We start from the raw sequence: 11,593 nt of genomic DNA on the forward strand, positions 1-11,593 counted from the left end.
TCTACTCCTGCAACGCTTGACTGGCTGGACGGCAGGACGGCACTGCGGCATGCCGTCTTCCTCGAGCCACCGGGGTAACTACCGGACGGGATCAATTGCGATTCACCGGGCGTGGCGGCTTTGTGTGGTGAGCACCTCCTCTAGCCCACTGTGGCGTAGGCGAGGTCCTTGGGGGTCTTCACCAATACCTCCGGTTCATCACCGACCACTACCGTGTCATCGAGCCTGAAACCGCCCAGGCCATACACATAGAGACCGGGCTCTGATGAGTACACCTCGTCGGCCAGCAGCGCACGCGTATTGAAAGCCATGTCCTCGGGGTACTCATGCAGCATCAGGCCCACGGCATGTCCCGTGCGATGGAACACGTGGTCGGCCAGTCCGGCCTTCTCGATCACCGCCAGCGCCGCAGCGTCCATGTCGCACACGCGCCTGCCCGGGCGCGCGGCGGCGACGGCGGCATCGGTCGCGGCGCGCGCGGTCTCGAAGCATTGCACCTGCTGCGCGCTCGGCGCGCCGCAGAACCAGGTGCGTTCGTTCTCCACGTAGTAGCCATTCAAGCGCGGCAGCACGAAGTTGACGATGGTGTCGCCCGGTGCAATGCGGGCGCCGCATGAAGCGCCATCGCCGTGCGGCGAGGCCGAAGCGGGGCCGGTCAACGTCCAGCACTTCATGATTTCGAAATCCTCGCCGGGGAACCGCCTCGCGGCTTCCTCTGCCATCAACGCGGCCACGGTGTGATCCACTACCTGGACCAGGGCGCCGGCCTTGTAGAGCTCGCGGTAGCGGTCCTGCGCCCAGTCCGTCAAACTGCCGAGTTCTCGCATGATCTGCAGTTCCTCGGCATGCTTGACCCATCGCAGCGCACGCATCTCGCCGTGGGAGGGGCGCACCACCAGCTCAGGCAAATGGCGCTGCGCCAGCGCCAGCACCGGGTGCGGGAGATCCACCGCTAGCCGCGCACCGGCCAAGCCGTTCGAGTGCAGCAGGCCGGCCACCACCTCGGGCAATTGCGCTGGCAAGGGCAGCCTGTTCGTGATGCGGGGGTGCTCGCTGTAGTAGTGAATGCGGTCAGCGTCCAGCCACAAGCTCTGCTTTTCCAGGCAAAAGCGCAGGTGGTGGGTGGAGAGTTCGTTCATCACCGCGAACGGTGCGCCGTGGCGCGGCACAAAAAGGAACACCGGGCGCTCCCAGGGCCAGACGTCAAGCTGGAAGTTGCTCGCATACTGAAAGAAATCCGCAGTGGTGAAAACCAACGCATCAACGCGCAAGCGGTCCATCAGGGCCTGCATGGCTTGCGTACGGGCGTCGCGCACGGTGGTGGTGAGGCGGGGCATGGCGTTCTTTTCCTTCTTCGGGTTGCTCGCTTATTGCGCGATGTCGAGTTTCTTGATGAATGGCCCCCAGGCTGCAGCGTCACGCTGCATCAGCCGCTCGACCTCGGAGGCAGGCGCCGAGATCGGCTCCAGCGTCTGCGCGGCCAGGCGCTCGCGCACCTCAGGGGTCTGGATCGCTTTGTTTATCTCAGTGTTGAGCCTCTGCACGATGGCCGGTGGCGTGCCTGTCTTGGCAACGATCGAGTACCAGCCCGGCACAGCTACGTCATAGCCAAGCTCCTTGAAGGTAGGCACATTTGGAAATGCATCCATGCGCTTGTCACCTGTCACGGCCAGCGCCACCAGCTTGCCGGTGCGCACCAGCTCCGTAATGCCGCCGGGCACGGTCGTCATGACCGGCGTGTCGCCAGCCATCAGGCTGGTGGTGGCGCCCGCGCCGTTGAACGGCACATGCTGTAGCTTCATGCCGCTGCGCTCAGCCACGAGCTCCATCGACAGATGGGTCGAGTTGCCGATGCCTGCCGATGCATAGCTGATCTGGCCCGGTGCTTCCTTGGCCTTTTTCACCAGCTCGGCAAAGCTGCGCACCTGCAGCGTGGGCGAGGCCAGCGTGACGAACTGCGTGTTGGCAAACACGGCCACCCCGGCAAAGTCGCGCGCAGGGTTGTAGCTCAGACGCTGATAGAGATAGGGATTCCAGGCCAGGTTGGACACCCCAGCGAGAAAAAGCGTGTAGCCGTCGGCCGACTGTCCCACGGTGTAGCTCGCAGCAACACTGCCGTTTGCGCCGGGCCGGTTCTCCACCACCACGCTCTGGCCCAGGCCCTTGCCGAGCTGCTCGGCCAGGGTGCGCGCCAGCACGTCATTGCCCGATCCTGCGGCCTGGGGAACGATGAGCTTGATCGGCCGCACAGGCCAGGTCTGCGACCACGCTGGCAGCGCCAGCAAAACGCCCAAGGCGACGAGCACTTTCAACCCCGGACGACGGTTCAACGGCTTCATCATCAGCCCCTTTCAAAGAGTATGTACCGCGTGGTACATGTTGCAATGAACCGCATGGTACAGAAATCAAGGGAAAGCGCAAGTGCAAAAAAAGCGCCCGAGCCAGAAGGCGCGGGCGCTAAGCAGAAGGCGGTTCGGGCGGCAGTCAGTCAGGATGAGGCGGCTGCGCGATGAGTTGGGCGAAGTACTTGAGGGCAGCAGTGGTCTCCTTGCGGTCCCCTGTCGCCAGCAGGTCCAGCATCAGGCCACGAAATGTCGCAAGCTGCAGCCTCGCACGCAGCCGGGCCTCTTTCGGGCGCAGACCCAGTTGGTGGATCATCTGGCGTTCCAGGGGTTCCAGCCAACTTGCCACTACGTCCTGTAGGAAATCCGCATGGCGCTCAGGGTTTCGCACTGCTCGGCCATAGAGCTCGAACAGCAGTTGCATCACGGGCAAGTAGCTCTCGGTCGAGAAGCGGTCCCATGCGCGCTCGATGCTGCCTGCCATGCCGAGGTCGTTGCCCAGGATCTCACGGCGCTTGGCCACCTCGTCGCGGCGGATTTCGTGTAGCACACGCTCCCAGAAATGATCGGCCGAACCGAAGTAGTAGATGAGCATGCGGTGGCTGGTACCAAGGTGCGGTGCGATGGCCCGCAATGACCAGTCCCCGAAGCCATGCGTCAGCACATGCTGACCCGCCGCAGCCAGCAACTGACGGGCTTGTTCGCCATCGCGCCTGGAAGGCGGTGTCGCGTTGCTCCCGGAATCTTTGGGAGCTTTTCCGGGCTGTGCATTGGCAGTGTGCGAAGGGGGCGTCGTCATGCAGCGCATTTTCGCAGCACGATGGCCACTCTCCTCGTCCGAGTGTTCGCGTTCGCATGCGATCAACCTTGAACGGTGGACCTCCGCTATTGCAGGGAGGCCCAAGGCGCTGCCTGGTAGATTGCCCGTTGAGCGCATAAAGCTGTCGTATGTCAGATGGGGCACAAGCGGCTGCAACCAGCCTGAAGCAGCCCATCCGACTCCCCGCAGACCTTTGCGATCTTGGCCCCAAAAGCGCCTCAACCGAGGCGCTTGGCATTTCGCGACACGGAATTCTTCCGACGGACTTTATGGTTGGAATCAACCCGTATGCGGGCCAATGAAAGTCGATAACAGGACCCCATCATCCATGCGGCTTTTTCCATGGTTGATCAAATGGGTTGTTGTCCTAGAGTCGGAAACACCGCCGAGTTCACCTTCGCACTTGTGCGGCACGCAATCACAGCGGTCAGAGCTCCACCGGGAATGCGGCAAGGAAGCAAGGATTCGCGCACCGGCACGGACAGGTGGCGCCTTACCTGATGTGGAGCCGGTCGACGAGATAGGCAACGCCATCTGTGGTGTACGTCTCGACCACCCGGCGGAGCCTGGACTCGGGCTCGAACGCTTCATGAGCCTTCGCGACACTGGCGAGCCAAGCGGAAATGACCCCTGTGGGAGGGACAGGCTCCGCCCAGAGTCTCTCGCGCCGTGCCGTCGACACCGTCCAGTTCAGCACCGAACGCATCCCTGAAGCCTTATCCAGGTCTTGCAGTTCAGACCACAACGCATTGCGCGTCTCTGGCTGCGCATGGAACGGAATGAGCACCTTGGTGCATTGCTCTTGAGGTTCGTCGCCCTGCTCCTCCACAACGCACAACGTCCAACCCCTGAGGAATTGCGGCTCGTCGGCCGGAATGAACTTGGCCCCTACAACTGACGCTTGGGCCTGCCGCATGGCCTCGGCGTCGGAGAAAGACAGTTCGACGACACCATCCACGGTGAAGGCCGGCTCACCATCGCTCGCCCACAAAACCTTGTCCACCCGGTTGTGCGTGTATTTGACAATTCCATTCATCCCGAGTGCAAGCTGCGCATGAGGCCCCGCCCAATATGCACGGAAGTCACTCGTGGCCATCCCTTCCCTCTTGGCCAGAAGCGTCATACGTTTCATCATCTGAAGCCCTTACCGTCAGAGAATTTGCCGCTCGGCCACCACAAACGCCGTGATTTCAGACAAAAAAGTCTTGGCATGAGCCATTGTTTCCTTGCCAGCGTCTGAACCGAACGCTGCACCAAGCGTCTCCGCGTCCTTGAACCAAAGCTCGACGATCCCGTCGATAGGAAGATCGCTGTAGGCACAGGGGCGCCCTTTCACTCGTTCCCGTCCAGTGATCACATTCTGGCGGTAGGCGCTGACGCCAGACATCTTGCGAACCAGGTCGCCGTGAGTCTTCCATTCTCGACGGAACTCCTCTTCGCTCAGGGTCGGCAGACGCTTGATGACCGACATGCGCTTTAGGAGTTGGGAGCGCTCTTTCTGTGTAGGCACCGGAATGACCACGGACTGCTCGGCGGTCACGATGTGCAAGTCACCAAGGAAATACTGCTCGTCCTGGATGAGGTCGTTCGCCAAATCGCTATCGCTGAAAGCTCGGTCAGACTGCTTTGCGTCGTCAAAAGACAGTTGCGAAAATCCATCGAAATCCCATGGCCCCCTCGCGAAGTCAATACCTCGCTGCAGTCGATCCACGACGGGGTTTTGCCAATACTCGCGCAAATTGGGCAACTGACTGGCGAGCGCTCCATGGCTATCGCGCCAATATGAATTGAAATCCTCAAAAGTCCAGCCGACTTTTTTTCGGATGAGCCCCATGCGTACCGTCATAAGCGTGTCCTTCCCTTTTATGTCAGCTCTGCTGCTCAGCAGCCTCCGCACGTGCTCGTACCAGCCCGGGTGCACGCTTTGCCAGCCATATGCCATGGCGAATGGGCCAGCGCTGGTAGTTCGAATCCATACCCAATGCACCCGCCGCGTGGTGAGCCCAATACGGATCGAACAAGGCCTCTCGACCCAAAGCGATCAGATCAGCCTTGCCTTCTTGAAGTACGGCCTCTGCCTGAACCGCATCGACGATCATTCCAACCGCCTGCGTGGGCACATTGGCGCCATGTCGAATGCGTTCAGAGAACGGCACCTGAAAGCCCAGTCCACGTGGCACCGGAAGTGCGCGCGTTTCCTCAGTCAACCCGCCTGATGAGCAGTCGATGACGTCCACGCCGACTTTGGCCAACTCGCGTGCGAGGACAACCGAATCCTCCAAGCTCCACCCGTCAACGCTGCCATCCACTGCGGACAGCCTGCAGAAGAGAGGCTTGCTGGCAGGCCAGACAGCCCGCACTCGGGTTGCCAGTTCGACCGCAAGTCTCATGCGGCCATCGAGGCTGCGGCCCCACTCATCGTCTCGGTGGTTTGAGTTCGGGGACAGAAAGCTGGCGACTAGATAGCCGTGACCGAAGTGCAACTCCACGACGTCAAAGCCCACCTTTTCCGCCCGCACTGTTGCATCGACGAAGCGTTGAATCGCGCACTCAATCTCCTGAGCATCCATAGCTCGGGGCGGGGACCAACCTGGACCTGCAGCGAGCGCGCTGGGGCCGAGCCGCTGCCAAGGCTCTGTGTCGGCTTGCATTTCCGTGTCACTCAATGCCGCACCTCCCTCCCACAGCGGCTGGCTACCCGACTTTCTGCCCGCGTGAGCCAGCTGGACGCCAATTGCACAGTCGTTTGCGTGCACGAAATCGACCACTGCCTTCAGCGGCTCGATTTGGCTGTCATCCCACAAACCCAAATCCGCGGTTCCAATACGGCCACGCGGGTCGACAGCAGTACTTTCCGTCAAGATGAGACCTGCGCCACCAAGTGCGAACTTCCCGAGGTGAACCATATGCCAGGAAGTGGCCCGCCCCGCTTCGGCGGCATGCTGGCACATCGGAGATATGACAACGCGATTCTTCAGCTGCAGCTCTCGAAGCCTCAAAGGCTGAAACAACAGCGGCTCATGGATAGTCATGATGAAATTTGAAAGGCTTAAGAGTTCGATGAAGGCGGCACTGGCGGTCTAGTGCCGAGGAAAGTGCCGGCCATGACTGCGAAAAAGCCCACGAGGTGCCACGTAGTCAAACGCTCGTCCAGCAACATCGCAGCAAAGAGCACGCCGAAAACAGGAACCCAGTAGAGGAAGACCGCTGTGCGTGCTACACCAATAGAGGCAATGGCGCGGTTCCAAAGCAGATTACTCAAGGCCGTGGCCATCACCCCGGAGAACAAGATCAGCGCCCATTGCCACCATCCAGGGAAGATCGCCTCAGGGGCCAAGGAAGGACTTCTGATTGCCGCCTGCAGCACTAGCATCAAAGTACCAACGAGGTAAATGGACCAGCTGATGGTCAAGGGATGTAAAGAGCGGGCAAGGCGCTGCACCAGCGCCCCCCCGGCCGCAAAGCTCACCACCCCCGCCACCAGCATCAGATCGCCAATGCTCGCACTAGACAGTCCGGCGCCGGGGTGACTAAGCACTACAGCAGAAACACCGCCAAAGCCCAAAGCAACACCGAGCAGACGTTGCGGGGTCAGGCGCTCACGGAACATGATCGCGGCAAGCACTGCAGACACCAAGGGGCTGAGAGCCATGATGAGAGCGCCGTTCGTCGCAGTAGACCGCTGCAACCCCTCTGCGAAGAGCAGTTGATTCAGGTAGACCATCAGTACGCCGCACCCAACCAGGGTACGAACTTGCTTCCAATCCAGGCCGGTAACTATCTGGCGTTTCCAGACCAGAATTCCTGACAAGACAGCTAGCGCCACAACCATCCGCAAGGCTGCGAGCATGGAAGTTTCGAAGCTGAGGGTCAGCTGCTTCACCACGGTGACATTGAGCCCCCAGATCGCCATCGCGGCGATGAGGGTCACCTGCACCCCAAGTGCCCGGCGACTCACGGTGCGCGGACTTTCAGGATGCATGGGTTCCGCGCTTCTTCATGACGCCGCGACCGTGCCAGCGCAATCCCCAAACCCAATGCGCACCGCACCTTCGGCTTCGCACCACCCGCGCAGGATCAGCGTATCTCCATCTTCAAGGAAGCTGCGGACCTCTCCGTTGGGTAGCTTGACCGGGTGCTTTCCACTTGTCGTCAGCTCCATCAACGAGCCCGCCTCGCTCGGATCTGGGCCAGACAGGGTCCCAGACCCCAACAAGTCGCCAGCCTGCAAGTTGCACCCATTTACAGTGTGGTGCGCTACCAATTGCGCGGGGGTCCAGTACGCCGCTCGACTGGCATTGGTTCTTGAAAGGGGCACAGGGCCCTCGCCCGCGTCGCGCATCGTTTGGGTCTGCAGAAGAACCTCAAGAGATATTGAGAATGCTCCCCTTTTGCGATTGCCGTCACCGTCAAGGTACGGGAGGGGTTGCGGGTCTTCGGGGGGCCGCTCGAACGCTACGCGAAAGGGAGCCAATGCCTCCATGGTCACCATCCAAGGGGACAAGGTACTTGCAAAATTCTTGGAGAGGAAGGGGCCCAGAGGCTGATATTCCCAGCCTTGGATATCACGCGCGGACCAATCGTTGAACAGGGCCACTCCAAAGAGATGAGACTCAGCATCTCCAATCTCGATGGACTCTCCCTGCTGATTGCCTGCCCCTACGAGCCAACCCAGCTCCAGCTCATAGTCCAGGCGCCTGGACGGCCCCAAACCAGGTACAGACATGTCGGGAGCCTTGATCTGGCCACGGGGCCGCTTGAAGGTGACGCCGCTCACACCGATCGAAGATGCGCGGCCGTGATACCCAATGGGTACCCATTTGTAGTTGGGCAGCAATGGGTTGTCTGGACGGAACTGCTTGCCCACCGTGGTCGCGTGGTGAACACTCGTGTAGAAGTCGGTGTAGTCGCCCACACGGCAAGGCACTGTGTACTCGCATTCAACCTGCGGCACCAGGGCGCCCAACCAGGTCGCACGTTGAGGACTTCCGTCACGCAAGCCTTCAGAGATCTTGTGACGCAGGGCCCTCCGATCGCTCATCGAAGCGCCCATGACGAGGTTCATGTCGTAGGTGTCAATCAAACCAGCGGCCCGAAGACCTAAGACCTGATCACCAATGGCCACGCCGATCTTCCAGTCGCCCTGACTATCCACTCGCTTGAATCGCCCGAAAGGCAAGTTCTGCACTGGGAAATCGCAGCCTGCAAGATTGGCCGAATCGACCCAGCTCTTTAGCTTCGGGTCGTGGGTAGCGTCGATGTCATACATAGTCTCTTAACTCCTTCCGGCAGGCTTGAACTGATCCTTGAGACCCGCCCAGCAGTCGGCATAGTCATGATCCAAAGGCGCCTTGCTGAGTGCGAAGGCTGAAGGAATGAAGCGATACCGGCTTTCAAACATGAACGCCAGGGTGTTGTCCAGCTTCTGTGGTGTCAGCTCCACGCTTGAGGCCTTTTCAAAGGCCTCTTCATCAGGGCCGTGCGGCACCATCGCGTTGTGAAGGCTGGCACCGCCAGGTTTGAACCCACCAGGCTTTGCGTCGTACTCGCCGTAGACCAGGCCCATGAACTCGCTCATCAGGTTGCGGTGGTACCAAGGCGGTCGGAAGGTGTCTTCCATGACGAGCCATCGCGGCGGGAATATCACGAAGTCGCAGTTCGCCGTGCCAGGCGTATCGCTGGGCGAAGTAAGCACCGTGAAGATGGACGGATCTGGGTGGTCGAAGCTGATGGAACCGATGGTCATGAAGTTGGCCGTGTCGTACTTCACCGGCGCCAAGTTTCCATGCCACGCCACAACGTTAAATGGCGAACCCTTCGCAGGTGCAATCCAGAAGTGCCCACCAAATTTCTTTATCAGCTCGCAAGAACCTGTTTGCTCTTCGAAGGCAGCAACAGGAGCCAGAAAATCTCGCGCATTCGCAAGCCCGTTCGACCCAATGGGCCCCAGTTCAGGCAAGCGAAACTGCGCACCATAGTTCTCGCACACATACCCCCGCGATGGTCCATCCGGCACTGCAACTTTGAAGCCCAAGCCACGAGGCAAGACTGCAATCTCCCCGGGCCTGAGATCCAGGACGCCCAATTCGGTTGTGATGACCAACCGCCCTTGCTGGGGGACGATGAGCAATTCACCATCCGCATTGACAAATGCGCGCCTGTCCATGGACTTGTTCGCCAGGTACACCAAAGAACCAACACCCGCTTGCGCATCCGCGTCGCCATTGGCTGCCAGGGTTCGCATTCCATCAACGAAGTCGATTTCCACGCCCTCCTCGAAAGGAATGGGATGCCAGCGCATTGGCTCTGGTGCGAGGAGCGTTCCGCGATCGCCACCCGTGGTCCACAACGGCTGGTGGTATGCCTTGTAGCGCCCCGCCACCACCGAGGGCTGGCGTCGGTACATCCATGTACGGCGGTTTTCATGCCTCGGCGCAGTGAACGCAGTTCCAGAAATGAGCTCGGGATACAGGTCAAACGGAGCCCTTTGCGGGCTATTGCGCCCCTGAGGCAGCGCGCCAGGCACGGCCTCCGTGGCATGCTCGTTGCCGAAGCCACTTTGATAGCGGCGTTCCGAATTCAAGTGGTCAATCACGCTTTGCTCCTTGACAGGTATTGCGGGCCGGCAAATCCCCAGAATGCAGGGACGGACCGACCCGTCCGCACCGTCCCAAAGGTCGGTCCGAGCCGAGATAACAGATGGTTGGGGACTGAAGGAGAAACCTCAGCCTTCCAGCGTCTTCCACATTTCGATGTCGCGCTCTGCAGTCCAGATGCGTGGATCAGCGTATTGAGTCGCCTCGTCGTAGCAACGGGTTACATCGAACGGCATGCAGTGGTCAAAGATGACCCAGTGACCATATTTGGGCTTCAGCGCTGCGAATGTTTCCTTGTAGATCGTGTTCAGATCCTTGCCCGCAGAGACGCCCTTTTGCACATTCGCATACACGTCGGCAATGAATTCACCTGTCTCTGAAAGACCTTTGGCGACCTCTTCAGGAGTGGTCAGAGCCACTCCGCGTCCTGGCACCAACGCCTTTGGTTTGAGGGCAGCAAGATTTTTCAGGGTTTGCGGCCAGTCCTTGAAGTAGGCGTCGCCCGCATAGGGTGTGGCGCCGAACTCGACCAGATCGCCAGACAGCAGAGCACCCTCACCAGGCAGCCACACGACGGTATCGCCTTTGGTGTGACCACGGCCGAGTTGCAACAACTGGACTTCCACCTTGCCAAGCCACAGCGTCATTTTTCCGGTGAAAGTCATCGTGGGCCAAGTCATGCCAGGGGGTACGGTCTCAACTCCCGCGAAGAGACGAGGGAAGCGACCAATTTCGCTGGCCTTGTCCTGCTCGCCACGCTCAACGATCAAATCGTAGGTGTCCTGGCTCGCAAGGATGTGATCTGCGCCGTATGCACTGGCACCGAGCACGCGCACAGCGTGGTAGTGCGTCAGAACGACGTACTTGATCGGCTTGTCGGTCACCTCGCGAATACGGCGGATGACGTCTTGCGCCATGGCCGGCGTGGCCTGTGTATCAGCCACGAGCACTGCGTCGTCGCCAATGATGATGCCGGTGTTTGGATCGCCTTCTGCGGTGTAGGCCCACGCGTGTTCGGATATCTGGCTAAAGGTGACCTTCTTCTCTTCAAGGTCGGCTTGCGAGGCAAACTTCTTGGTTTCTTGGCTCATGGGATATTCCTTCTGAAATAGGTTGATGACGGTCAATGTGAGCCGAGGTACGCGGCCTTGACCTTGGGATCGTTAAGGAGTGCACTACCGGTCCCTTCCAAAGTGATGTGGCCAGTCTCGAGCACATAGGCACGATCTGCGACACCGAGAGCCTGCTTGGCCATCTGCTCAACCAGCAGGATCGTCAGACCCGACTCGCGCAGCTGGCGGATGGCATTGAAGATGTCTTTGATGATCAAAGGCGCCAATCCGAGAGACGGCTCGTCCAGCAACAGGAGCCGTGGCTCACTCATCAGCGCACGCGAGATCGCCAACATCTGCTGTTCACCGCCCGACATGGTTCCGGACAACTGGTTCTGACGCTCACGCAATCTCGGGAAGCGGTTGAACTCTCGCTCGATCGCCGCTTCAATCGCGGCTGGATTGCGCCGGCGGGAGTAGCCGCCCAACATCAGGTTCTCGCGAACTGTCTGGTCGGCAAAGACACCTCTGCCCTCGGGCGACATGGCTACCCCCAGCGCGACGCGCTCGTGTGCTCTGACTTTCGCGACGTCCTTCCCATCAATCTGTATGCTGCCTTCGGCAACGGGTTCCAGCCCGCAGATGCTTTTGAGAAGAGTGCTTTTGCCCGCGCCATTCGCACCGATGATGGTGACCACTTCGCCCTCTCGCACTTCCAAGCTCACGCCTTTGACGGCCTGGATCGCGCCATAGGCGACCTTCACTGAATCGAGTTTCAACATA

The 11,593-nt window shown here is 60.0% G+C and carries 11 protein-coding genes; all 11 read right to left on the reverse strand.

Annotated elements, in window-relative coordinates:
- Positions 1-140 precede the first annotated feature (140 nt).
- Positions 141-1,337 carry a M24 family metallopeptidase gene (locus ACAM51_RS09685; RefSeq protein WP_369643424.1) on the reverse strand — a complete coding sequence of 399 codons (1,197 nt, stop codon included), beginning with the start codon at positions 1,335-1,337 and terminating at the stop codon, positions 141-143.
- 30 nt (positions 1,338-1,367) lie between these two features.
- Positions 1,368-2,342 (reverse strand): Bug family tripartite tricarboxylate transporter substrate binding protein, encoded by a 975-nt coding sequence (locus tag ACAM51_RS09690; RefSeq protein ID WP_369643425.1) that lies wholly within the window; start codon positions 2,340-2,342, stop codon positions 1,368-1,370.
- Between the two features lie 142 nt (positions 2,343-2,484).
- Positions 2,485-3,141, reverse strand: a complete 657-nt coding sequence (locus ACAM51_RS09695; RefSeq protein WP_369643426.1) for a TetR/AcrR family transcriptional regulator — start codon at positions 3,139-3,141, stop codon at positions 2,485-2,487.
- Positions 3,142-3,655: 514 nt separating this feature from the next.
- Complete coding sequence (locus ACAM51_RS09700; protein WP_369643427.1) at positions 3,656-4,297, reverse strand: EthD domain-containing protein; 642 nt, start codon at positions 4,295-4,297, stop codon at positions 3,656-3,658.
- A 15-nt stretch (positions 4,298-4,312) separates the two neighbouring features.
- Entirely contained in the window at positions 4,313-5,008 is a 696-nt protein-coding gene (locus ACAM51_RS09705; protein WP_369643428.1) for an EthD domain-containing protein, read from the reverse strand.
- A gap of 22 nt (positions 5,009-5,030) precedes the next feature.
- Positions 5,031-6,194, reverse strand: a complete 1,164-nt coding sequence (locus ACAM51_RS09710; protein WP_369643429.1) for an NADH:flavin oxidoreductase/NADH oxidase — start codon at positions 6,192-6,194, stop codon at positions 5,031-5,033.
- A 17-nt stretch (positions 6,195-6,211) separates the two neighbouring features.
- Complete coding sequence (locus ACAM51_RS09715; protein WP_255591052.1) at positions 6,212-7,144, reverse strand: DMT family transporter; 933 nt, start codon at positions 7,142-7,144, stop codon at positions 6,212-6,214.
- Positions 7,145-7,159: 15 nt separating this feature from the next.
- Positions 7,160-8,431 carry a fumarylacetoacetase gene (gene fahA / locus ACAM51_RS09720; RefSeq protein ID WP_369643430.1) on the reverse strand — a complete coding sequence of 424 codons (1,272 nt, stop codon included), beginning with the start codon at positions 8,429-8,431 and terminating at the stop codon, positions 7,160-7,162.
- Positions 8,432-8,437: 6 nt separating this feature from the next.
- Positions 8,438-9,757 carry a homogentisate 1,2-dioxygenase gene (gene hmgA / locus ACAM51_RS09725; RefSeq protein WP_369643431.1) on the reverse strand — a complete coding sequence of 440 codons (1,320 nt, stop codon included), beginning with the start codon at positions 9,755-9,757 and terminating at the stop codon, positions 8,438-8,440.
- A 129-nt stretch (positions 9,758-9,886) separates the two neighbouring features.
- Positions 9,887-10,849 carry an MBL fold metallo-hydrolase gene (locus ACAM51_RS09730; RefSeq protein WP_369643432.1) on the reverse strand — a complete coding sequence of 321 codons (963 nt, stop codon included), beginning with the start codon at positions 10,847-10,849 and terminating at the stop codon, positions 9,887-9,889.
- Between the two features lie 32 nt (positions 10,850-10,881).
- Positions 10,882-11,592, reverse strand: coding sequence for an ABC transporter ATP-binding protein (locus ACAM51_RS09735; RefSeq protein WP_369643433.1), 711 nt, complete (start codon positions 11,590-11,592; stop codon positions 10,882-10,884).
- Position 11,593 lies beyond the last annotated feature (1 nt).

The organism is Acidovorax sp. A79 (genome assembly GCF_041154505.1).
In the GTDB taxonomy this organism is placed as follows: domain Bacteria; phylum Pseudomonadota; class Gammaproteobacteria; order Burkholderiales; family Burkholderiaceae_C; genus Acidovorax.

Excerpts from the sequence above, each read along its gene's own strand:
- ACAM51_RS09685 (WP_369643424.1), bottom strand. The coding sequence starts at position 1,337 with ATGCCCCGCCTCACCACCACCGTGCGCGACGCCCGTACGCAAGCCATG.
- ACAM51_RS09690 (WP_369643425.1), bottom strand. The coding sequence starts at position 2,342 with ATGATGAAGCCGTTGAACCGTCGTCCGGGGTTGAAAGTGCTCGTCGCC.
- ACAM51_RS09695 (WP_369643426.1), bottom strand. The coding sequence starts at position 3,141 with ATGACGACGCCCCCTTCGCACACTGCCAATGCACAGCCCGGAAAAGCT.
- ACAM51_RS09700 (WP_369643427.1), bottom strand. The coding sequence starts at position 4,297 with ATGATGAAACGTATGACGCTTCTGGCCAAGAGGGAAGGGATGGCCACG.
- ACAM51_RS09705 (WP_369643428.1), bottom strand. The coding sequence starts at position 5,008 with ATGACGGTACGCATGGGGCTCATCCGAAAAAAAGTCGGCTGGACTTTT.
- ACAM51_RS09710 (WP_369643429.1), bottom strand. The coding sequence starts at position 6,194 with ATGACTATCCATGAGCCGCTGTTGTTTCAGCCTTTGAGGCTTCGAGAG.
- ACAM51_RS09715 (WP_255591052.1), bottom strand. The coding sequence starts at position 7,144 with ATGCATCCTGAAAGTCCGCGCACCGTGAGTCGCCGGGCACTTGGGGTG.
- fahA (WP_369643430.1), bottom strand. The coding sequence starts at position 8,431 with ATGTATGACATCGACGCTACCCACGACCCGAAGCTAAAGAGCTGGGTC.
- ACAM51_RS09730 (WP_369643432.1), bottom strand. The coding sequence starts at position 10,849 with ATGAGCCAAGAAACCAAGAAGTTTGCCTCGCAAGCCGACCTTGAAGAG.
- ACAM51_RS09735 (WP_369643433.1), bottom strand. The coding sequence starts at position 11,592 with ATGTTGAAACTCGATTCAGTGAAGGTCGCCTATGGCGCGATCCAGGCC.